Below are 22778 nucleotides of genomic sequence, written 5' to 3'. Positions count from 1 at the left end.
GTTAGGGGGTTTCGCCTGCGTGGTAGGAACTGCGAACGAGCGGTCCTGAGCGAACGTGGGCAAAGCCCATGTCGCGGGCGATCGCCCCGAGGCGATCGAACTGTTCGGGGGTCCAGTAGTGGCGCACGGGCAAGTGTTCCAAAGACGGGCGCATGTACTGCCCCAAGGTCAGGCGATCGCAGCCTACGGCGCGCAAATCTTGCAAGGTTTCGATAATTTCCGCTTCGGTTTCGCCGTGACCGAGCATCAAGCCGGATTTGGTCGGCAGGCTCGGATCGCAGTCTTTGACGTAGCGCAGGACGTCGAGGGAGCGATCGTATTTCGCCCCGCGACGCACGGGGCCTTGCAGGCGCCGCACGGTTTCGATGTTGTGGTTGTAGCACGCAGGTCGAGCGGCGACGACGGTGGCGATCCGATCGCGTTGTCGCTCGAGCGGCGATCGCCCCGGCTCCTGTCCGCCCCAAAAATCGGCGGTCAGCACTTCGATCTCGGTTTGGGGACGGCGATCGCGAATTGCTGCCATCGTCGCTACAAACCGACCGGCCCCCCCGTCGGCGAGATCGTCGCGGGCGACGCAAGTTAAAACCACGTAGCGCAAATCGAGTAAGTCCACGGCTTCGGCGACCTTTTGCGGTTCGTCCGGATCCAAGGGCATCGGCGCGTGACCTTTATCGACTTGACAAAAGGCACACGAACGGGTGCAAATCGGCCCCATGAGCAGGAAAGTCGCCGTTTTGCGGCTGTAACATTCCCCTCGGTTGGGACAGCGCCCTTCTTCACAAATCGTGTGAATTTGACGCTGTTTGATAATTTTTTGAACCGTAGAAATTTCACTGGCTTTGCCGATCCCTTTTTGACGCAACCACGGGGGCATCGCCGCAATTTCGGCTTTGAGGCTAGAGGTCGGATTGGCGTTGGAGACGGTGCGATCGGTATTGAGAGACATACAATCTGGCTGGGTGAGTCGGCTAGGCGCGGTTCAATCCGCCTAATCTCAGGACATTTTAGCTTAAGGGGCGATCGCCTATCGGTTCCAGATCCCCCGGCGGGCGCGATCGCGCATTTTGCTCGATCCGATCTTTCAATCGGTTATGCTTGCCCGTATCGGAGGGCTATTCTAGTGTAGGGAGATTAATCTAGGGCACAGACCCACCCCCTGCCCCCGTGCGCCCAACACATACAGATCGGCGCAAACGGACAAGCGCGGTCAAGATAGATTAATCTATAAATCTATCATCCAAGCTAGGGCGAGCTATCTCAAATCGCCTCTCGGACGAGCCGCAGACCAATAGGGGTCTGACGCGGTAACGCGATCGCAAAAGCTTTCACTCACCTGCAGAGGAGTCACTCGTGGCAAACAAAATCCTGGTTATCGATGACAGTAAGGTCATCCAACGGATGGTCAAAGAAATGTTACCCGCAGGCAATTTTGAAGTCTTAGAAGCCAGAGACGGGGAACAGGGACTGAAATTAATCCGTTCTGAAAATCCTAACCTGATCATGCTCGACTTCCTCTTACCAAAAGTTAGCGGTTGGGAAGTGTTCCAACAGCTCGACAAAATGTCGAACACTCAGGGAAAAATGACCCCCCTCGTGTTAATGTCGGGGCGTAAAGAGGAAGTGACTGAGAAAATTTCCGAACCGTTCGAGTTTTTTGAATTTATCGAAAAACCTTTCGAGAAAAAATCTCTGATCGAAGCGATTAAAACTTCAATGGCGAAAGCCAAGAAGTGGAAGCCAAAAGGAGGGGCGGCGAAGGCTGCTCCCGCAGGGGCGGCGGCGGTCGGCGGTTTGAAGGAAATTCAGGCGATCGAACAAAAAATGGCGAAGATGCAGGCCGAAATTGACGCGCTGAAGAAGCAAAATGCCCAAATTCTCAACTTTATTAAGCAAAAGCTTAAATAGTTCCTCGGTTTCCAGCGATCGCGGCGAACGGCTGACAGGGATTTCACGGGAAAGCCCCGAAATGTCGATCGCTCCTGCCCCCTTGCGATTTCAATGACTCTAGATTCTCCATTTATCGCCCAACTGCATCGGTCCGCAACCCGGTTGAGCGATCGCTTGCAGCAGTTTTCCCGAGTCCGCGTCCTCGTCGTCGGCGACTTGACCCTCGACGAGTTTCTGACCGGACAAGTCGAGCGCATCTCCCGCGAAGCCCCCGTTCCCATCGTCCGTCACGAAAACACCCGACAAGTCCCCGGTGGGGGAGCCAATGCGGTTTACAATTTGGCGAAGTTGGGCGCTCAAGTCAAAGTGGCGGGGTTGGTCGGTGAAGACGAACCGGGTCGGGCGTTATTGAACATTTTTGAAGGAGTAGGGATTGACACGAGCGGGATTTTGCGCGATCGCGATCGCCCCACGGTCACCAAAACCCGCATTTCGGCGCACTCGCGCCAATCCGTCACCCAGCAAATCGTCCGCATCGATCGCAAATCCGACGCCCTCCCCCATCCCGACTTACAAGCGCGACTCGCCGACTACATCCGCCAACAGCATTCCGCCGTCGATGCGATTCTCTGTTCGGACTACGGCGATGGCGTCCTCACCTCCCGGACGATAGAGGCGACCCTCAAACATCCGTTAACCGTCGTCGATACTCAAAAGCACCTCGACCGCTACCGAGGCGCCAGTTTATTTACCCCCAACTTACCCGAAGCCGAACAAGCCCTCGGTTACAAAATTGACACCCTCGCCACCCTCGAACGCGCTGGAGGCGATTTACTCGATTTGACCCAAGCAGACTATATTTTGATCACGCGCGGCGAACAAGGGATGAGCATCTTCGATCGCGCCGGAACGATCGCTCACATCCCCGCCTTCAACCGCACCGACGTCTTCGACGTTACCGGAGCTGGCGATACCGTGGTCGCCGTCCTCACATTGGGATTGGCGATCGGCGCGACCCCTTGGGAAGCCGCCGTTTTAGGCAATTTAGCCGCCAGTTTGGTCGTGCGCCAGTTCGGAACCGCCACGACCACGATCGCCCAAATGCAAGAGGCATTATTTGAATTCATTCATGGAGATAGCACCAACCCGTCTTGAGTTGCTGTAGAAAAACAAAGACATTCGTCGTAGATCCTCGTTAGCAAATTTAGAGACTGTTTATAAAATCAACATTAAAAGCCCTGTTTGAGAACCCTCTAGGAGTTTGGTCACCAAACCCCCTACAAGATTTTTTGAGATTTTCTTTATCAAAACTCTCTTAAAGTTCTTTTACCACCAGTTGACCCCGACGGTCGATCGCCAATGGAGTATTGGGGAAATCGCTTTCGATTAAATTGCGAAGGAATTGAACCGAACGGAAATATTGGTCGATATAGGGGATACCCGGTTCTTGGATATAGACGGGAATCACCTTCCCCGCTATTAAATTTCCTTCGATATCTAATTCCGTTTCTAAAATTAATGAATAACTGAGATTTCCGCCCGTGGACAAGGTTCGATATCCGATAAAATTTCCTAAAGAATAAGCGATTAATTTGCCTTTATAAAGTTCTAAAGCTCGGGGAACGTGGGGACCGTGACCCAAGACTAAATCGGCGCCTGCATCGATCGCCGTCCGGGCGAAAGCAACCACATTTCCGCGATTTTCCCCGTAAAAGATCTCGCTTCGATCGCTCACGTGGACGGCGCCGGACCCCTCGGCGCCAGCGTGCATGGAAACGATGACAATACTCGCATTTTTTGAAGCTTTTTCGACTAAAGCCTTGGTCGTGGCTAAATCGAGAACGGAATTGTGAGCGTCGTAAGGACTAAAACCAATAAACGCAACTGGAATATTTTTAATCGTTAAATAAATAATTTCGTCTTTTTGCCCTAACGGCGTTATTCCTACTGCTTTTAAACTGGCGATCGTCTCTTGAATCCCGACTTCGCCAAAATCAAAAGAATGGTTATTGGCTAAATTGAGAATGTCAAAACCAACTTCTTTTAAGATTTTGGCATAGGCGGGAGGATTGCGGAAAGCAAAGGTCATCGAACCGCTTACATTTTTGGAAGAAAAAGGATGTTCGGTTAAGGTACTTTCAAAGTTGCCAAATAGAAGATCGGCACCTTGTAAATAAGGTTTGACCGATGCAAATAAGTTGTGAGGGTCTTGCGGCAGTTTATGACTGGGAAAGTTGGTACCGGGAACGATATCTCCAACCGCTTTGATAGTAATAGAGGTGCTGGGAATGGAGGTTTGAAAGTTATTGACAACTTGGCTGTAGTCTGCAATTACTTTTTCTTCCGCTAAGGGTTGCAGGGGAGTTACAGAAGTTTGGCTTTTTAAGGGGTTTTTAGGAACAGACAGGGTGACGCTGCCTAAGTTTTCTTCGATCGCCGCAAATAAAGCCAAAGGATCCTGTGGGTCGGTCGTGGCGATCGCCCCCCAACTACTGCCGATTAACAAGCTCGAAAGTCCCAAAAGTCCTACCACAAAATAGGGCATTTGTAATCGGGCATCGCGCTTATTTTTATTTCTTTTGCGACTGGAATTTACCTGGAGCGATCGCCCATTTTTTTGTGGAGAAAGACCCCCCGCAAGGATGGTGCGATCGCCTGTTTTTGATGATTTTTTGACAGAACTTTTTAGCTCAAATGCTTGATGCCATACCGGAGTTTGAGAACCGCGCGGACGTCCGTAAATGCGAACCGAATCGATGCTTTCCAAATCTAATTGCAGCAAGCCTTTGCGAATAAACTGCACGCAATTCTCCGGGGAAGGTACGCGATCGCCCTCGATCAGAATATGGAGACCGCGCTCTTTCCTCCGAACTTGAGCAGAGAGCCGATACCCTTGCAAAACCCGATTGAGAAGGGTGGCAATCGCCCTCGAATTACCTTGCTTAGCTAACGCAAAAACTTCTTCATTGCCCACCATTATGCCCTCACACTGCGCGATCGCTCTACCCATCATACGAGTGGAGACGGAGGATTCGGACAAAAATCACTTAACTTTTCTAAATATTTAAAATTTCCATGCTTTAGCCCTCGGTTACGGTATTTTAAAAATAGACCTCTTGCACAATGGTCAAAAGCTCCATTTTTTAATGGGCTTGCTTCCCTAATTGGGCAAGAAGACTAATGGTTGTTATAACTTCAGAAAATTTGCCTGCATGACCTCGACCCCTACCCCATCTCAACAGAGAACTGCCCGTCGCATTTTGATTACAGGCGGGGCAGGTTTTATCGGATCGAATTTCGTTCACCATTGGTGTCGTCGCTATCCGGGCGATCGCGTCGTGGTTCTCGACGCCCTCACTTATGCAGGCAATCGCGCCAATTTAGCGACCCTCGAACGACTTGACAACTTTCGATTCATCGCGGGAAATATCTGCGATCGCGCCCTCGTCGATACCCTCTTAGTGGACGAAAAAATCGATACGATCGCTCACTTTGCCGCCGAATCTCACGTCGATCGCTCCATCCTCGGTCCCGGCGCCTTCATCGAAACTAACGTCGTCGGTACCTTTACCTTACTCGAAGCTTACCGCCAACATTACACCCAAAATCGAGAGCTGATTTCAGACAGAGGGGGTCTGTTCCTGCACGTTTCCACCGATGAAGTATACGGCAGTCTCGGCCCGAATGACCCAGCCTTCAGCGAAACCACGCCCTACGCCCCGAACAGCCCCTATTCTGCCTCCAAAGCAGGCAGCGATCACCTCGCCCGCGCCTACTTTCACACCTACAATATCCCCACGATTATCACCAACTGCTCCAATAATTACGGTCCCTATCATTTCCCCGAAAAACTGATTCCGTTAATGTGCATTAACATGCTTTTGGGGAAAGCATTACCCGTCTATGGTGACGGTCAAAATATTCGCGATTGGCTTTATGTCGAAGATCATTGTAGTGCCTTAGATACGGTAATTCACAAGGGTAAACCGGGCGAAACTTATAATATTGGCGGCAATAACGAAGTCAAAAATATTGACTTGGTAAAAATGTTGTGTCAGTTAATGGACGAATTGGCGGTCGATCTGCCCGTCAAACCTGCAGAAGACCTCATTACCTTTGTCAAAGACCGTCCCGGACACGATCGCCGCTACGCGATCGACGCCACTAAAATTAAAACTGAGTTGGGATGGCAACCGTCCGTCACCGTGGAAGAAGGATTGAGAAAAACGATCCGATGGTATCTCGACAATCAAACTTGGTGGCGACCGTTACTGTCGGAAGAATATCAAGCCTACTACCGCCAGGTTTATGCTTAAGGGTCTTTAATTTTGCTCAGCTTGGATGACGCGATCGCGGTGTTGCACGTCGAGTCATCCTTTTTGTAAGCCTTGGCTATATGTCGAAAAATGTCCTAAATTTTCATCGCTGCGACATAGGAAGTTCATATCGATTCGTTTTGATGAAGATACGAACTTATTGATTGAGGAGAAAGACCGATGTCTTTCAATGTTGCTAAAACAATCAATTTCCTTTTAGAAGGAAGTTTAGAAATTTTTAGCCCTAACCACGATAACTATCCTGCGATCGGAATTCAGCCATTTACTGGTGAAATTTGCCACCCGAAAAAAGGAGGGAATAGCAACTCTTAATAAAAATAACGATTGGTTGATATCTCTTGATTTCTGTTTGCTTATCCGAATCTAGTTTCCTGTAAGACATACCCATCCATTCCAATCACCTGAACGAATTAGAGTGAATTGTTAAAGATTGATTTGGGGTTCTCCTCTCCAATCGATCGCGCGATCGCTCTAGTTCGTTTTTCTTATAATTTTAAATTTGAGATTGTAGATTGTAGATTGTAGATTGAGAGGATAAATCTTTTTTGGGAGGGGCAGGCAAGATCTAGGGGGGCGGCGGGCAAAAGATGCGCATCAAAGGGAGGAGTTTAGAGTTTAGATTCCCTCTACTCCTTACTCCAGAGACGGGGATTCTACCTATTTTTACCGTGAACACCGATCCGGGCGATCGCCGCAGAATGCCTACAATTGAGCTGTAACGGTTATCGGGTCAGAAGCCAGCTTATGCAACCTAATAATCCTAATTTATTTACAGAAAAAGCTTGGGCGGCGATCGCCGCTACCCCAGATTTGGCCAAACAGGCCCAACAGCAGGAACTTCAAAGCGAACATCTCATGAAATCCCTGCTCGACGGGGCCGGATTGGCAGCCAATATCTTTAATAAAGCTGGAGTTCCCGTCCAGCAACTGCGCGATCGCACCGAACAATTCATCAACCGCCAACCCAAAGTAAGCGGATCCAGTTCCGTCTTTCTCGGACGCAGTCTCGACACTCTCCTCGATCGCGCCGACGAGTATCGTAAAGCCTATAAAGACGAATACATTTCCATCGAACACCTCGTCTTAGGCTTTCTCAAAGACGATCGCTTCGGAAAAGCACTCTATCAAGAATTTCAACTCGACGAACAAAAACTCAAAACCACGATCGCCCAAGTGCGAGGGAGCCAAAAAGTGACCGATCAAAATCCCGAAGGGAAATACCAAGCCTTAGAAAAATATGGCCGCGATCTCACCGAAGCCGCGCGTCAAGGTAAACTCGACCCCGTGATCGGTAGAGACGACGAAATTCGGCGGACTATTCAAATTCTCTCCCGGCGAACCAAAAATAACCCCGTCCTCATCGGCGAACCCGGCGTCGGTAAAACCGCGATCGCCGAAGGACTCGCCCAACGCATCATCGCCGGAGATGTCCCCCAATCCCTCAAAGACCGTCGCCTGATCGCCCTCGACATGGGCGCCCTCATCGCCGGGGCTAAATTTCGTGGCGAATTCGAGGAACGCCTCAAAGCCGTCCTCAAAGAAGTCACCGACTCCAACGGGAATGTCATCCTATTTATCGACGAAATTCACACCGTCGTCGGCGCCGGAGCTACCCAAGGGGCGATGGATGCGGGGAACTTGCTCAAACCGATGCTCGCTAGGGGCGAACTGCGCTGTATCGGCGCCACGACTCTAGACGAATATCGCAAATACGTCGAAAAAGACGCCGCCTTAGAACGCCGTTTCCAACAGGTTTACGTCGATCAACCTTCCGTCACCGACACGATCTCGATCTTGCGCGGTTTGAAAGAACGCTACGAAGTTCACCACGGCGTTAAAATTTCCGATAACGCCCTCGTCGCCGCCGCGTCTCTGTCCAGTCGCTACATCAGCGATCGCTTTCTCCCGGATAAGGCGATCGACCTCGTAGACGAAGCCGCCGCTAAACTCAAAATGGAGATTACCTCCAAACCCGAAGAACTCGACGAGATCGATCGCAAAATCGTCCAACTGGAAATGGAGAGGCTATCGTTAAAAAACGAAACCGACACCGCCTCCCAAGACCGCCTCAAACTCCTCGACAAAGAGATCGAAAACCTCAAAGAACACCAACGCACCCTCAACAGTCAGTGGGAATCGGAAAAAGACACGATCGAAAACATTCAAACCATTAAAGAAGAAATCGATCGCGTCAACATCGAAATTCAACAAGCGGAACGCAGCTACGACCTCAACCGCGCCGCCGAGCTCAAATACGGCAAACTCAACGAGTTACAAAAACAACTCGAAAACGCCGAAGGACAACTCGAAGCCAATCAAAAAGGCGGTCAAACCCTGCTGCGCGAAGAAGTCACCGAATCCGACATCGCCGAAATTATTTCTAAATGGACCGGAATTCCGATTAGTAAATTAGTCGAATCGGAAAAAGAAAAACTCCTGCACCTCGAAGAGGAACTACACCAGCGCGTTGTCGGTCAGGAAGAAGCGGTAACCGCCGTCGCCGACGCGATCCAGCGATCGCGCGCCGGACTCGCCGACCCCAATCGTCCCGTCGCCAGCTTTATCTTCCTCGGACCGACCGGGGTAGGGAAAACGGAACTCGCCAAAGCCCTCGCCGCCTATTTATTCGATACCGAAGAGGCGATGGTCCGCATCGACATGTCGGAATATATGGAGAAACACGCCGTTTCCCGCTTGATTGGCGCGCCTCCGGGATATGTCGGTTATGAAGAAGGCGGACAACTCAGCGAAACGATCCGGCGCCGTCCTTATGCGGTGATTCTGTTCGACGAAATCGAGAAAGCGCACCCCGACGTGTTTAATATCATGCTGCAAATTCTCGATGACGGACGCATCACCGACGCCCAAGGTCACACGGTGGACTTCAAAAATGCCGTGATTATCATGACCAGTAATATCGGGTCTCAGTACATTCTCGATCTGGCGGGGGACGATTCTCGGTACGAAGAAATGCGATCGCGGGTTATGGACGCCATGCGCGGCAATTTCCGCCCCGAATTCCTCAATCGTATCGATGAAGTTGTGATTTTCCACAGTTTGCAGAAACATCAATTGCGTCAAATAGTCGAACTCCAACTCGGTCGCTTGGCGCAACGCTTGGCGGACCGCAAGATGTCGATTCAACTCTCGGAAGGGGCGATCGATTTCTTGGCGGAAGTTGGCTACGACCCCGTTTACGGCGCCCGTCCCCTCAAACGCGCCATCCAACGGGAGTTGGAAACCCAAATTGCTAAAGCGATTCTACGCGCCGAATTTAACGACGGCGACACGATCTTTGTCGATGTCGAAAATGAACGCCTCTCGTTCAAACGTCTCCCGTCGGAGTTGGTGACGACTGCTCGTTAAAACCTGTAGGGTGGGCAACATTTGCCCACCCTACACTTTTGTATTCTGACAATGCGGATGGCGAGACTCGAACTCGCAAGACTTGCGTCACACGCCCCTCAAGCGTGCGTGTCTACCAATTCCACCACATCCGCGCGGTGATTTGCTGCGATTTACTATTGTATCGCATCCGGATCGTACTTTAACACATCTATCGGCGATGCGATCGCCTTTTTTGGAAAATTTCGTGCATTTTTTCAGAAAATCTATATTATTTTAAAATTGTATTACTACAAATAAAAATGCAAAAACTTAGTAATTTCAATAAAAATTTAATCTAAAATCTAAAATTTAAAATCTAAAATAACAAATCTTCCTTGCGATCGCCTCCGTGATACGATAATCGGTTAGGCACCGGACGCCCAGGCGATCGGGCGCATCACGAGCGGGTTCGATCGGATCCGCTATTCATTTCTCTCATTTCTTTTCACCCACGAGTCAACCCCAGCGCGATAGTAATGCAATTTTCTAAAATTCTGATTGCCAACCGAGGCGAAATCGCCCTTCGCATCCTCCGCACCTGCGAAGAAATAGGGATTGCTACTGTTGCCGTTCACTCCACCGTTGACGCCCAAGCCCTGCACGTCCAACTCGCTGACGAAGCAGTTTGCATCGGCGAAGCCCCCAGCAGCAAAAGCTATCTCAATATCCCCAATATCATCTCTGCCGCCCTGACCCACAACGCCACCGCCATTCATCCCGGTTACGGCTTTTTAGCAGAAAACGCGCGCTTTGCCGAAATTTGCGCCGACCATCAAATCTCCTTCATCGGTCCGACCCCCGACGCCATCCGGGCGATGGGCGACAAATCCACTGCTAAAGAAACCATGCAACGGGCGGGGGTTCCCACGGTTCCCGGTAGTAACGGCTTGCTCACCGACGAAAAACAAGCCCTGTCCGTCGCCCGTAAAATCGGCTATCCGGTGATTATCAAAGCCACCGCCGGGGGGGGCGGTCGCGGGATGCGTCTGGTCAGAAGTGAAAGCGAATTGCCGAAATCATTTGCCGCCGCCCAAGGGGAAGCGGAAGCGGCGTTTGGCAATGCGGGGGTTTATATGGAGAAGTTCGTCGAACGCCCCCGTCATATCGAGTTCCAAATCCTCGCGGACAATTACGGCAATGTCATTCACCTCGGCGAACGGGAATGTTCGATCCAGCGACGGCACCAAAAATTACTCGAAGAAGCTCCCAGTCCGGCATTAACGCCGGAATTGCGCGAAAAAATGGGTTATGCGGCGGTTCAAGCGGCGAAATCGATTCATTACACCGGGGCGGGAACGGTGGAATTTCTCCTCGATGCGTCGGGAGAGTTCTATTTTATGGAGATGAACACCCGGATTCAGGTGGAACATCCGGTGACGGAAATGATTACGGGGTTGGATTTGATTGCCGAACAGTTGAGAATTGCCCAAGGGGAGAAGTTGCAGTTGACCCAAGAGCAGGTGCAGTTAAGGGGTCACGCGATCGAATGTCGGGTGAATGCGGAAGATCCCGATCGCAACTTCCGGCCCCATCCGGGACGTATTAGCGGCTATTTGCCCCCGGGAGGTCCGGGAGTACGGATGGATTCCCACGTCTATACGGATTATGAGATTCCGCCTTACTACGATTCTCTGATTGGGAAGTTAATTGTCTGGGCGCCCGATCGCCCCTCGGCTATCTGCCGCATGAGACGGGCGTTACGGGAATGTGCGATCACGGGATTACCGACGACGATTCCTTTTCACCAACGGATTCTCGAAAATGACGATTTCTGTCGGGGAGATGTGTATACCAATTTTGTAGAGCAATTGATGAGTAAAGAGTAGGGGGTCGGAAGGGAGAATATCTTACTTATAAGAACCGTGATTGATGATGCGGGCAAGATGCCCGCACCAGCAACAAAATCTTGACCTTCTCAATCTCAAAATCTAAAATCTCAAATCCCTTGCCCTAGAATTCCTACATCATCACTCCTACATCATCATGGTGATAATCCCTTGCTGACCCAGCAGCAGTTCGCGCAGCAAGCTGAAAATGCCGACCCAGAGAATGGGGGTAATATCGACGCCGCCGAGGGGAGGGATGAGTTTGCGCGTGGGAATTAAAAAGGGTTCGGTGGGCCAGGCGATCAGATTCCAGGGGAGTTTGTTGAGTTCGACTTGTGGATACCAGGTGAGGACGATCCGTAAGATGAACAGTAAGGTCATGACCAGTAAAATGGGGCCGACAATCCAAGAGGCGATCGCTGCTGAACTCATGAGTCAAATCTTTAAGTTTTGTTACCGCTATCGACTTCTATTTTAACGGGCGATCGCCCCTAAAAATTGCCGCAAACCGGGAGATGGGCGATCGCAGGGGAAAAACACCAAAAATCAGGGAATTACAGCGTTCTGCTCCCTGAAAACCCCGGCTGTCGGTCGGAAATTTCGGCGATCGTCCCGGGTAAACCCCGAGGGATGGCTTGGGGAGATTTCTGAAAGATAGGCTTCTCAACGGGGTAAAACTTCACTAAAATTCAAAAAAGGCAATCTTGTGATTGAGGAATTTAACAACGATGACACCTTCTTTAGCGAATTTATTTTGGAGTCTGTTTTGGGGCGCTTTAGTTTTAGGCGCGATCTTCGGCGGTTTGTTCTTCATCAGCCAAAAAGACAAAATTCAACGCCGTTCCTAAACCGCGCTCGAAAGCGATCGACCTCAAGTTGCGGCGGGGGAGGAGAATCGTGCGTCCTCTCCAACCGAGAACTTGAGGTTTTTTGTCGCCCGGCGAGAAATCCGCCTTCGAGGGGCGATCGCGCGACCCGATACAATGAAGCCAAACCGGATCGCAGCAACGATGCGGTGGAGATTTGAACGCAGACTCGCTACCATAGGACAGGTAGTAGGAGAGAGGCGATGGTCAATTTTAGTCTCAATTTAGCGAGTATTGTCGGCATCGCGATCGCCGTTGGCGGGGCCTTGCTTTACGCCGTGCGATCGTGGCGTCCGGAACTATCTCGGGATTACGATTTATTCTTTGCAGCAGTCGCGTTGCTCTGTGGCGGGATCCTCTTCTTTTACGGATGGCGCTTCGACCCGATCATGCAATTCGGTCAAATCCTCTTAGGGGGATCGGCGATCTTTTTCGCCTATGAAAATGTCCGATTGCGGGGGGTGACCACCGCGCAAGCTAAGCGACAGGCGCCGATTGTCGATGAAGACCGACCCGTGAGCCGCGTCTACCGGGTCGATGCCGAACTCGACGAGATCGAACCCTACGACGAAGGTCCCGTGCGTCGTCGCATCAAAGGCTCTCAAGATCCGCGCAACAGTCGCAGTACCTACTACGATGACGACGTGCGTCGGCGTCCTCCCACCCGGCGACCGAGTAGTAGTTCTGCCGCCGACAGCCGCACCCGCAGACGTCGCCCGCGATCGCCCGAGCCCCCGAATAACGGGTATTACGACGACATGGATGCCTCGGTCGAAAGCGAAGATCCCAACAGCAGCGATATCCCTCGGGCCAGTACCCGGCGCACGAGTACGACATCGAGAACCCGCCGCCGTCCCCGACCGACCGACGACGTCGGACCCGAACGTCCGCCGCGCCGTCCTCCCCAACCGCAGGACGAACCGAGTCCGAGCGAGTATGTCGATTATCAACCGATCGACCCGAACGAGGATGAGGAAGAAGACAATACCGGGAATTTCGATTACTAAACTCTACAGGCGAATTCGGTGCTTTTTGGGTATTTCGCAAATGGCAAGAGGCGATCGTGTAGGGTCTGCGCGGGAGAATCGTGCAACGTCTCCGTTGTGACCAAGAGACTGCGCCACTGGACGCGCCGGGGTCTGAGTCTTGGTTGTGGCGCGATCGTGGCGGGGTTGCTCGCCGCTTGCGAGTCCCCCCAAGTCTCCCTGGCGCCGAGTTCGGTCAACAGTCGCTACACCGACGCTCAACCCGCCTTAAGCGCCAACGGTCGTTTTTTGGCCTTCGTCTCCAATCGCAACGGCAGTCACGACATTTTTATGTATGACTTGCAAGAACGGCGGTTTTTACAGCTCTCCGGCTTAAACCGACCGGACGCGATCGCCGAAAGTCCGAGCCTGACGAACACCGGACGCTACCTCGCCTACGCGATCGCCAACCGTAGCCGGGGGGCGATCGTCGTCTACGATCGCATCACCCAAGGCTCCCAAGTCGTCTACCAAGCCGATCTCGGCGGCATCCGACGCCCGAAAATCAGCCCGGAAGGTCGCTATATCGTCTTTGAAAGCGGACGGCGCGGTCAATGGGACATCGAAACCCTCGATCGCGGTCCGGCGATCGAACTCGACCTCCTCGACGGACAAACTCCGGGAACTTCTGTCAGTTTCCCTTAGCCGTTTCCCTTCCCCCTCCTCGATCTCGTGAAGCGCTTAACCCTCATTCCCCTACTCGCCTTAACCAGTCTGCTGACAAGTTGCAGCACCTACCCACGCCTGTTGAACTTTCCCTTCGATCGCGGCGGTCGCGGTTTGAACTCCCCCGCCGACGAACTCCACCCCAACATTAGCGGTCGCTTCATCGTCTTCGCCTCCGATCGCTTCGGACGCCAAGATATCTATCTCTTCGACGGTAAAACCCGCCAACCGATCGACGTTCCCGGACTCAACAGCTTAGATGCGATCGCCGCCAACCCTTCGATTACCCAAGACGGACGTTACATCGTCTTCGCCGGAACCCGCGAAGGTCGCACCGACGTTTATCTCTACGATCGCCAAACCCGCCAACTGCAGAACTTCACCGACAACTTAAACGCCGAAATCCGCAACCCCACGATTAGCGCCGATGGCAGCACGATCGCCTTCGAGTCCAGCGCTAACGGACAATGGGATATCCTCGTTTACGAGCGTTCTGGAAAACCTCTCGATATCCCAATCGCGCCGCGCTAATCGTCGAGGGGAGAATCCAGAAATGGTTTGTCCCTACTTCAATCTCAAATTATTGGTCTAGATCGAAACTTTCTTTTAAACTTTCTTTTAAGCGATCGTTACTCTCCTTTGCCTGTTCGAGTAATTCATCCCAATTCCTAGGAGGGTTGTTTATTTCTAGCATTTTTTTAAACGTTTCATAAGCATCTGTCTTACTCTTATAAGCTCGCTTAGATCCTTCGTCATTTACCCAGGTATAGACAATAATTTTACTATCTTGATGGTATCTAAAAAATAGTCGGTATTCCTGAAAAAACTTTGCTCTAAACCAATGTCGGTGTACTTTCCCTAGGGTATTCCCTTGGTAATAACAGCGATCGCCTGGATTTTGGGGAATTTTATCGAACGCCAAACGAGCGATCGCTGCCAACCGTTTAGTTGCATTTTTCTTTTGATCGTCGGAAGGGTACTTTTGACGTAACTGTTCGACCTGCATCAAAAGCTCTTCAAACTGCACCAGAAACAGAGGGTGAGCAAATATTGTCCAGCCATGAATCACCAAAGGTTCGTCATCGGTTGGCAAATTTATTCATCCTCCTCTGAAAGAGATTCGTCAAGATTGACATCAAGATCGGCAACCAAAGCTCGCGCGCGATCGACTAACTTAGAGGTGACAGGTTGAATGTGTTCCGGTCGATCTTTAATGTCCCGTTCTAAAAAACTTAAGAAGCTTTCCAATGCAGGATCGCTTTCCTCAGACTCATTCTCTACTGCACGAGAAATCAGGATTTGACCGTCGGGTTGAATAATGTACTCGATGGTGTCGTTTTTCTGTAAACCCAGAAGTTCGCGAACAACTAGAGGAACTGTGGTCTGATAACGAGCGGTTAACTTAGATGTTGGGTGTCGAATTTGTTCTAGAGACATAGGAACCTCTAACCGCGATCGAATCTATTCCGAAGATAATGCATTTGCATTACTTTGGCAAGAGGCGAACGGAAACGCCGAACTCGCTGGTATGTAGGGCTAATCGTCGAGGGGAGAATTAGAGCCGATTTTCGATAACGTATTGTCGTAAGAGCGGGGGTTATAGTTAACCAAAATATAGTCAGATATAAACAAGACATGGATTCTATTTCAAAAATCCCCTTCATTTTGGCTTCGAGAGATTAATTCTCCTTGGGTGAACTACGCACCTCTCTATCCCATAGCCCATAAAGGCATTTGGGAATGCTTTTCTTAAGATATTATAGGAGCCTAAGATATCCGCTTGACACAAGAATCCTGTATCAGTCCGGTAAAGACCTCTTTTAATTCTTTTTCCCGTCAACTTAGGAACTTTTACCGTTTCTCCATAAACCGGAAGCGGATCTAAGTTGAAAAAGTTCGACTGACTCGTATAACTCTCTTCAGTTAGAACCACTTTAATCCCTACTAATTGACATTTATAAGTCAACATTTCAATCAGACGGTTGAAAGGAATCCCCACAAATTTTTGGTTGTTCACTTTCCCCATCTTGGCATTTTGTTTCCAACCTCCATTTTTGCCAATCACTAAGGTGGTGATATTTCGGTTAACGAGTAGATTGACCAGATAACGGCTGGCTCGATGGAGATAGTTCTCCACTTTTTGATTTCGGCATCGAGTCAGACGCTGGATTCTCTTAGAGGTGGGTCGATTTCCTTTTAATTGGGATTGGAGAAAGGCTTTTCGTTTATTGTAGAATTGATTCAGGCTTTTTAAGGGTCTGCCATTTATCAACAGAGGAACAAAGTCCGGTTGATTAGAAGTTACAGCCATTAAAACATCTACACCTAAATCCACACTAGCGACCCATTCATTGGATTTTAATGTTGGTTCTACTTCTTCATAAATGACCTCAATGATATAACAATCGCATCGAGGAACGATTCTCACCTCCACTACTTTTTCGGCTACAGAAGTCTCCAACTCTATTTGGGTTTTTGAGCATTTGATTTTACCTTTTTTTAAAGCCACTTTACTTAGAGCCTGTTTCACGTACACCAATAATTGACGACCTTTCTGAGTGTTTTTATATTTGGGGATTTTCGGGTTGACTAAAAACTTCTCCTTGTTGACTTTGTAGGCTTGATTGGCGGCAAAAAAGGATTGCCAGTTTTTGTCTAATCCTCGTAACACCTGTTGAGAGACTTTAGCTGGTAAAGCGCGATATTGCTCCGTCTTCTGCATTAATTTATCCATCCGGTTATAGTTCAAGTAACCATGACCATAAATAAAGTTTTGACGGATTAGATAATTAGCCGCATTGTAGAGATTTTTGGAATGCCATGATAACTCATCTATCTCATCCCAAAACCTATGACCTTTTTTGATTATATGTCTTTCGACTAATTTCACTAGCGTTCCTTTAATTCGGCAATGATTTTTTCGGTTTTCCGTTTCGAGCGTCTTCATCCATAAAGACGAGAACAGAATGAAGTAATGATAGCAATTAAATCTTACATCAATTCATCTTGTTTATCCTCGCTATGATTGACAATCTCAACGGTTTTTTCCCTCTCTTTTAACCGGATCTCAAGGTGATTTGTCCCAAACCTCGCCAAACGGTCTTTATGCTCCACTATCAATATATCGTAATGGGAATCGGTTAAAACCTTAGCCAATTTTGGACGATTATCATTTAAACCACTGCCAATTTCTTTGACGACTTTATAAATTTGATAGCCTCTGGCAATAGCATAATCTTTTAACCGTTCCGCTTGTCGCTCAAGGTGATCTTTATTTTCTGCACTAGAGACTCTGGCATAAATACAGGCCATTCTCTCGGTTTTCTTCTTCCCTTCTTCGGTAATGATAATTGTTCCCGAAGTTGATAGCCCGTTAGATGACCTTTTTGCCACCATCTCCACTCCGTTTGATAACTCACCCCGGCTTTTTTGGCATAGTCTGAGAGTTTCATGGTTATATCTTAACAGGAATGACTATACTTGACTATTTATTCAGTTAAACTTTACAATACTATTTTTCTAACCCCTCGATCTCTCTCATTATTTTTGAAAATTGTATAACGCATAAAAATCCTCCGGCGAAGGCGATCGCCCCCTTTTCCAGCAACATCGGTCAATTAATGGGTTTGCTCTGTGGCATTTGTATACAAAAAGCAGACAAACAGCAATCTAGCAGCTCTAAAGTCGTTTTTAGTGTGATTTTAGTGCGATCGCCGAAATCGGCGCCCCCTTCGTAATGTATAAATCATTCGCTCCAAGTACGACGAAGAGGCTCGCGATCGCCGCATCCAACTTAAATGCTCGACCGCTACTGAAATTTTTTCCGTTCACTTTTACGGGCTAAAAATTCTCCGGCGAAAGCGATCGCCCCCGACCCGATAATTAACAGCGCACTCAACGCATTAATATCCGGTTTCACCCCCGTTCTAATCCGACTGAAAATTTCTAACGGTAAAGTCGTCGCGCCACTACCCGAGGTAAAACTGGCAATTAAAAAATCGTCCATGCTGAGGACGAAAGCGAGGAGACATCCGGAAATAATTCCCGGCATCAATTGCGGTAATAACACCTTAAAAAAGGCTTCTACTGGCGTCGCCCCTAAATCGAGAGCTGCTTCTTCTAAATGGGGGTCTAAATCAGCCAAGCGGGTAGCGACAACTAAAGCAATATAAGCCAAACAAAAGACGATATGAGCGGCAACGATCGTCCAGACGCTCAAACGAATGTGAACCGCCGCTAAAAACACCAAAGTAGCGACGGCGATCGCGATATCGGGAATAATCATCGGCAGGTAAGAAACCCCGATATATAAACTTTTTCCCGGAAAGCGATAGCGAGCTAAACCGACCGCCATTAACGTGCCGAGAATGGCCGAAAGAAACACCGCACAAAAGGCAACCGTCAGGCTATTTTGCAGCGCGCGTAAAACCCGTCCGTCGGTCAACAATTTGAGATACCACTCGAAGGTAAAGCCTTCCCAACTGGCGCTGTACGCCGAGGCATTGAAACTGTAAACCGTCAGCACCAAAATTGGCAGATACATGAATAAAAACATGACTCCGGCAAAGACGAATTGCCAGGAGACGCGAAATTTAGGTTTACGCTGCAACATATCTTCGGGCATTTCCTCCTGTAACTCGATCGGTGTCTCTATCATCGGCGAAACTTCTCCATTTGGTAGATTCACGGGATCACTATAGCAAGCTCGAACGATCGCCCCCCTGAAGGTTGTCGCGGTGGCGGTTGCGAACTGTAAAAGCGATCGGCTTCGGTCGCAACGACTAAAAACCATCAAGTTTTCGGCTTCGCTTCTCCAAATCGAATTAACAAGGCGATCGCCACGCTGACGAATAAAATCAATACCATACTCAAAGCCGACCCAAAGCCCCAATTTTGGGTAGCTCCCAGAAATTGGTTGTAAATCAACCGAGAAACGGTCATACTCGACGCCCCACCGAGGAGCTCCGGATTGACAAAATCCCCCAACCCACTGATAAATACGAGCAACGAACCCGCCGCAATTCCCGTGAAACATTGCGGGACCGTCACTTTCCAAAAGGCTTGCACGGGATTGGCGCCCAAATCCGCAGCCGCTTCGAGCAGTCGGCGATCGAGTTTTTCCAACGATGCATAGAGAATCAATACCATGTACGGCAAAAAACTGTAAGTCATGCCGACGATCACCGCATTACTGGTATTGAGAATATTAATCGGCGGTAAGCCGATGCTAGTGACGATCGAATTTAACACTCCAGTCCGCCGCAAAATCGTAATCCAAGCGTAAGAGCGCAACAGAGAAGAAGTCCACAAGGGCAAAACGAAGGCGAGTAAAATTAAATTGCGCCACCGTCGCGGGGACAGTAACGCAATCCAGTAGGCCACGGGAAATCCGAGTAACAAACAAAATAGGGTAGTTCCCGTGGCGAAAAACAGCGATCGCCCGATCACTTGCAAGTTGAGTGGCTCGAACACTCGGAAATAATTATCCAATCCCGAAGGAATGACCAAATCTCCCGGACGAATATCGGGAACTAAACTCAACTCGAAAATGACTAGGGTGGGAATCACCAATAACAATGCCAGCCAAATCCCCGGTGGGCCTAATAAGACCAGAGGGCCGAGTAGTTTAGCCGAGAGGCGATCGATTCCTCCTTCAGACCTCGAACCCGAAGGTGTTGGTGGAGACGGTTTAGAAGACACAGCCACAAATTTACCCCGAATGTTAGATGTTAGATGTTAAATTTTAGATTTTAGATTTTAGATTTTAGATTTTGGGGCGATCGATCGCCCCAAACCTCGGCCCCAAACCTCGGCCCCAACCCTCGGCTCCAACGATTTGAATCCAAGAGTTTTAATCCCATTAACTACTCGTCAACCGCGTCCAGTAAAGATCGTAAATCTCCGCCGCTTTGCCCACAGGTTGGATACTTTCGCTTTTTTCGAGCGCTTCCTCGGGAGGAAACAGAGTCGGGTTGTTGCGAATTTCCTCGGGGAGTTGTTGGAACGCGGCTCGATTGGGGGTGGCAAAACTCAACCGTTCGGTCATCGACGCGGCGACATCCGGTTCGAGCATAAAATTAATCCATTGATAAGCCGCATCTGGATTCGGTGCAAATTGGGGAATGACTAAAGTATCGCCCCAAATGGAAGAGCCACTTTTGGGTAAAACATAGTCTAAATCCGGGTTTTCTTCCATGACCAAACTGGCATCTGCCGAAAAGCACATCGCCGCGAGCAGGTCTCCGGTGAGAATTTGCGGGCGCCAGGCATCGGTGGTAAACGAGGCGATCGCGGGTTTGAGGTCGGCCAAATGTTCGTAAGCCGCGCGAATCTCGTCGGCATCGGTGGAATTGTAAGAATAGCCCAAACTCCGCAACGACGCGCCCATCACCTCGCGCACGTCGTTGATTAATGTAATCCGCCGGGATAATTTATTGCGGTGTTCCCATAAATAATCCCAATCTTCGGGAGGGGGGTTTAATTTTTTGGCATTGTAGACCAGACCCGTGGTTCCCCAACTAATCGGCACGCTGTAACGATTTCCCGGGTCGTAGAGGGGATCTTGAAAGCGGGGAAACAGGCGGTCGAGACCGACGAGGCGATCGCGATCGAGTTCCGTCAGTAAATTCAACCCCGCCATCTTATTGACCATGTAATCCGACGGGTAAATGATGCTATAAGACCCACCCCCTCCCGCCTGGATTCTGGCGAGCATCGAATCATTATCGGAAAACACGTCAGCCACTACACTGATGCCCGTTCTTTCGCGAAATCGCTCTAGAAGCTCGTCATCGGTGTAGCCCGCCCAGGTATAGATATACAGTTTATTCGGATCCGTCGGCGCGGTCGGTTGGACGTTGGCCAACGTCCAACCACAACTCGAAAGCGCCAATCCAGAAAGCGCCGCCGAGGACGCCTTGAGGAACTGACGTCGCGTTCCCCCGCCTCGGGTCAATTGGGAAGGGCGATGTGAATTGAGAACAGTGGGAGGCACTATCGTCTTTAATTGCTTGTTAACAGAATAGGGAAGAAGGGTTACTCAGAGCGGATGACTTTCGTCCGAGCTAGACTCAACGGCAAACCCGCTCGAAGCGAATTTTCGGTTTGATTAGCCTTTCGCCTACTAACAGTAGCGTACCAATTGTTGAAACGCGAGAGTCGGGCCGAGTTCTCCGGTCGTGCAGACCCCAGGCGTTTCAATTAACCGTGGCTTAAGGCGATACTGTCCTCCGGCAGCCATTGAATGTAAATGGGGGTTTCTGTAGAAGGTAAAGGATCGTTACTATTGCGCTGTAGCACGGTGAGGCGATCGCCGCCCGTCAACTCCACCAAATAATGGACGTGCGCCCCCAAATACATAATATTTTTTAGCCGTCCTTCAAAACAATTCCCCTCGTCTTCAATTGGCGACAAACTCAAATTAATTTTCTCCGGTCGGACGCTGACCACCACCGAACTCCCGTTCCCCTGCCACGGATCGTCTAATTCCACGGTGATTTTCAAACCGCTCGTGGTACGAATTTGTAACGTGGTGGAGTTTGTTGTTTCAATCCGTCCGGCTAATAAATTCGTTTCGCCGATAAAATCCGCAACGAAAGCGCTTCGGGGACGTTCGTAGATGGCGCTAGGCGTGCCAATTTGCTCGATTTTGCCCTCGTGCATGACGGCGATGCGATCGGACAAACTCAAGGCTTCTTCTTGATCGTGAGTGACCATCACGAAGGTCAAGCCCAAATCCCGATGTAAATTGGACAGTTCGACCTGCATTTCCTTGCGTAATTTCAAGTCCAACGCCCCTAGCGGTTCGTCGAGTAAGACCACCGCCGGACGGTTGACCAGCGCCCGCGCCAGGGCTACCCGTTGCTGTTGACCGCCGGAAAGCTGGGAGGGAAAACGATTGGCGAATGACTCCATTTTCACCAAGCGCAAGGCATCTTTAACGCGCTGTTCGATTTCCGCTTTACTTTGGCGTCCGATGCGCAAGCCGAAGGCGATATTTTCGGCAATGCTCATGTGGTTGAACAGGGCGTAGCTCTGAAATACCGTATTGACGGGACGGCGGTAGGGAGGAACCTGATTCATCGACTTGCCGCGAATCATCACTTCTCCCGCCGAAGGGGTTTCAAATCCTCCGATCAAGCGTAACGTCGTGGTTTTCCCGCAGCCAGACGGCCCGAGAATGCTAAAAAATTCTCCTTGTTGGATATCGAGATCGACGCCGCGCACGGCTGTTTCGCCATCGAAGACTTTAAAAACTTTGCGTAATTCGACATCCAAGATGCCATCGCGATCGCTCGTATTTTCTCCGGTGTGGGTAGCAGTCTGAAACGTCATGGCTCTTTGCAGGCGATGATGCCCCTCTGTGGTTGGATCTGACTTGGGTTTATTCTATCCGTCGAATTTAGCTTTCGTAAGCTTTCTCTTGGATTTCCCCTTGCAGCCGTGCCGATTCCTCCGTTGGCTGGAACTCCAGACCGATTGACTTGCCACCTCGGGAGATCGATCGCCCTGGTGTGCGGAATCGATCCGCCATCAAAAGGGCGATCGAATGGCTTGCATTAACTTTGAGGCAACTTTCGCAATATTCCAGGCATCGTCCCCGCCGCGATGGTGGGTTCCTTCCAAAGGGAGGCTCAGCCGTTGGAGGGCTTCATCCATGCCTACCGGGGCGCTCCAGCCCAAGAGGGTTAACAACAGGGTTTAAATTTCTCCCTAAAGTTTCTTAACCTTACTCACTTTTTATGCTTAAACAAAGATTTGAGTAAGTTTAGAAGGACTGAAGCC

The 22778-nt window shown here is 49.9% G+C and carries 22 protein-coding genes and 1 tRNA gene; 10 read left to right on the top strand and 13 right to left on the bottom strand.

The genetic code is table 11. The features are described from left to right. Position 1: 1 nt before the first annotated feature. The gene (lipA, locus tag HCG48_RS05065; RefSeq protein WP_168568178.1) at positions 2-946 is read right to left on the bottom strand and encodes a lipoyl synthase; all 945 of its coding nucleotides are present in this window, start codon (positions 944-946) and stop codon (positions 2-4) included. A 404-nt stretch (positions 947-1350) separates the two neighbouring features. Here lipA and HCG48_RS05060 point away from each other — a divergent pair, with 404 nt between their 5' ends. Further along, complete coding sequence (locus tag HCG48_RS05060; protein ID WP_281362079.1) at positions 1351-1905, top strand: response regulator; 555 nt, start codon at positions 1351-1353, stop codon at positions 1903-1905. Between the two features lie 93 nt (positions 1906-1998). Then, positions 1999-3042, top strand: a complete 1044-nt coding sequence (locus HCG48_RS05055) for a bifunctional heptose 7-phosphate kinase/heptose 1-phosphate adenyltransferase (protein ID WP_168568177.1) — start codon at positions 1999-2001, stop codon at positions 3040-3042. A gap of 160 nt (positions 3043-3202) precedes the next feature. Here the strand turns inward: HCG48_RS05055 and HCG48_RS05050 are convergent, their stop codons facing one another. Continuing rightward, on the bottom strand, positions 3203-4864 hold the full coding sequence (locus HCG48_RS05050; RefSeq protein WP_210437178.1) for a CapA family protein: 1662 nt from the start codon (positions 4862-4864) through the stop codon (positions 3203-3205). Positions 4865-5099: 235 nt separating this feature from the next. Between HCG48_RS05050 and rfbB the strand changes: the two genes are divergently transcribed. From rfbB to clpB, 3 genes are all read left to right on the top strand, one after another. Continuing rightward, positions 5100-6203: a dTDP-glucose 4,6-dehydratase gene (rfbB, locus tag HCG48_RS05045; protein ID WP_168568176.1), complete on the top strand. Its 1104-nt coding sequence runs from the start codon at positions 5100-5102 to the stop codon at positions 6201-6203. A 180-nt stretch (positions 6204-6383) separates the two neighbouring features. Beyond that, entirely contained in the window at positions 6384-6536 is a 153-nt protein-coding gene (locus HCG48_RS05040; RefSeq protein ID WP_168568175.1) for a hypothetical protein, read from the top strand. 432 nt (positions 6537-6968) lie between these two features. Further along, positions 6969-9590, top strand: a complete 2622-nt coding sequence (gene clpB / locus HCG48_RS05035; RefSeq protein WP_168568174.1) for an ATP-dependent chaperone ClpB — start codon at positions 6969-6971, stop codon at positions 9588-9590. A gap of 52 nt (positions 9591-9642) precedes the next feature. On the opposite strand, the gene HCG48_RS05030 is transcribed toward clpB, so the two are convergent. Beyond that, a tRNA-Leu gene (locus tag HCG48_RS05030) sits at positions 9643-9724 on the bottom strand. Positions 9725-10087: 363 nt separating this feature from the next. On the opposite strand from HCG48_RS05030, the gene accC reads away from it, so the two are divergent. Continuing rightward, positions 10088-11437, top strand: coding sequence for an acetyl-CoA carboxylase biotin carboxylase subunit (gene accC, locus HCG48_RS05025; RefSeq protein WP_168568173.1), 1350 nt, complete (start codon positions 10088-10090; stop codon positions 11435-11437). A 147-nt stretch (positions 11438-11584) separates the two neighbouring features. Here the strand turns inward: accC and HCG48_RS05020 are convergent, their stop codons facing one another. Then, a complete protein-coding gene (locus tag HCG48_RS05020; RefSeq protein WP_168568172.1) occupies positions 11585-11869 on the bottom strand; it encodes a YggT family protein in 285 nt (94 codons plus the stop codon). Between the two features lie 296 nt (positions 11870-12165). Here HCG48_RS05020 and HCG48_RS05015 point away from each other — a divergent pair, with 296 nt between their 5' ends. The 4 genes from HCG48_RS05015 to HCG48_RS05000 all read left to right on the top strand — a co-directional run bounded on the left by HCG48_RS05015 (position 12166) and on the right by HCG48_RS05000 (position 14525). After that, positions 12166-12285 (top strand): photosystem II reaction center X protein, encoded by a 120-nt coding sequence (locus HCG48_RS05015; RefSeq protein WP_168568171.1) that lies wholly within the window; start codon positions 12166-12168, stop codon positions 12283-12285. Between the two features lie 221 nt (positions 12286-12506). Further along, positions 12507-13310 (top strand): Ycf66 family protein, encoded by an 804-nt coding sequence (locus HCG48_RS05010; protein ID WP_168568170.1) that lies wholly within the window; start codon positions 12507-12509, stop codon positions 13308-13310. A gap of 96 nt (positions 13311-13406) precedes the next feature. After that, positions 13407-13973 carry a TolB family protein gene (locus tag HCG48_RS05005; RefSeq protein ID WP_168568169.1) on the top strand — a complete coding sequence of 189 codons (567 nt, stop codon included), beginning with the start codon at positions 13407-13409 and terminating at the stop codon, positions 13971-13973. 27 nt (positions 13974-14000) lie between these two features. Beyond that, a complete protein-coding gene (locus tag HCG48_RS05000) occupies positions 14001-14525 on the top strand; it encodes a TolB family protein (protein ID WP_168568168.1) in 525 nt (174 codons plus the stop codon). A gap of 49 nt (positions 14526-14574) precedes the next feature. Here the strand turns inward: HCG48_RS05000 and HCG48_RS04995 are convergent, their stop codons facing one another. From HCG48_RS04995 to HCG48_RS04955, 9 genes are all read right to left on the bottom strand, one after another. After that, a complete protein-coding gene (locus tag HCG48_RS04995; protein ID WP_168568167.1) occupies positions 14575-15087 on the bottom strand; it encodes a type II toxin-antitoxin system YhaV family toxin in 513 nt (170 codons plus the stop codon). A gap of 2 nt (positions 15088-15089) precedes the next feature. Next, positions 15090-15431 (bottom strand): type II toxin-antitoxin system PrlF family antitoxin, encoded by a 342-nt coding sequence (locus HCG48_RS04990; RefSeq protein WP_168568166.1) that lies wholly within the window; start codon positions 15429-15431, stop codon positions 15090-15092. A gap of 223 nt (positions 15432-15654) precedes the next feature. Continuing rightward, complete coding sequence (locus tag HCG48_RS04985; RefSeq protein ID WP_320415773.1) at positions 15655-16941, bottom strand: RNA-guided endonuclease InsQ/TnpB family protein; 1287 nt, start codon at positions 16939-16941, stop codon at positions 15655-15657. A 44-nt stretch (positions 16942-16985) separates the two neighbouring features. Beyond that, positions 16986-17390, bottom strand: coding sequence for an IS607 family transposase (locus tag HCG48_RS04980; protein WP_246260082.1), 405 nt, complete (start codon positions 17388-17390; stop codon positions 16986-16988). A 412-nt stretch (positions 17391-17802) separates the two neighbouring features. Then, positions 17803-18651 (bottom strand): ABC transporter permease, encoded by an 849-nt coding sequence (locus HCG48_RS04975; RefSeq protein WP_168568164.1) that lies wholly within the window; start codon positions 18649-18651, stop codon positions 17803-17805. A 134-nt stretch (positions 18652-18785) separates the two neighbouring features. Continuing rightward, complete coding sequence (locus tag HCG48_RS04970) at positions 18786-19700, bottom strand: ABC transporter permease (protein WP_168568163.1); 915 nt, start codon at positions 19698-19700, stop codon at positions 18786-18788. A gap of 154 nt (positions 19701-19854) precedes the next feature. Then, positions 19855-20988 carry an ABC transporter substrate-binding protein gene (locus HCG48_RS04965; protein ID WP_168568162.1) on the bottom strand — a complete coding sequence of 378 codons (1134 nt, stop codon included), beginning with the start codon at positions 20986-20988 and terminating at the stop codon, positions 19855-19857. Positions 20989-21194: 206 nt separating this feature from the next. Then, positions 21195-22328 (bottom strand): ABC transporter ATP-binding protein, encoded by a 1134-nt coding sequence (locus HCG48_RS04960; RefSeq protein ID WP_168568161.1) that lies wholly within the window; start codon positions 22326-22328, stop codon positions 21195-21197. Positions 22329-22526: 198 nt separating this feature from the next. Beyond that, on the bottom strand, positions 22527-22688 hold the full coding sequence (locus HCG48_RS04955) for a 3'-5' exonuclease family protein (protein WP_246259914.1): 162 nt from the start codon (positions 22686-22688) through the stop codon (positions 22527-22529). Positions 22689-22778 lie beyond the last annotated feature (90 nt).

It is taken from the genome of Oxynema aestuarii AP17, from assembly GCF_012295525.1.
Classification (GTDB): domain Bacteria; phylum Cyanobacteriota; class Cyanobacteriia; order Cyanobacteriales; family Laspinemataceae; genus Oxynema; species Oxynema aestuarii.
Note: the sequence above shows the minus strand (reverse complement) of the source record. Positions and strands in the feature narration are given on the sequence as shown.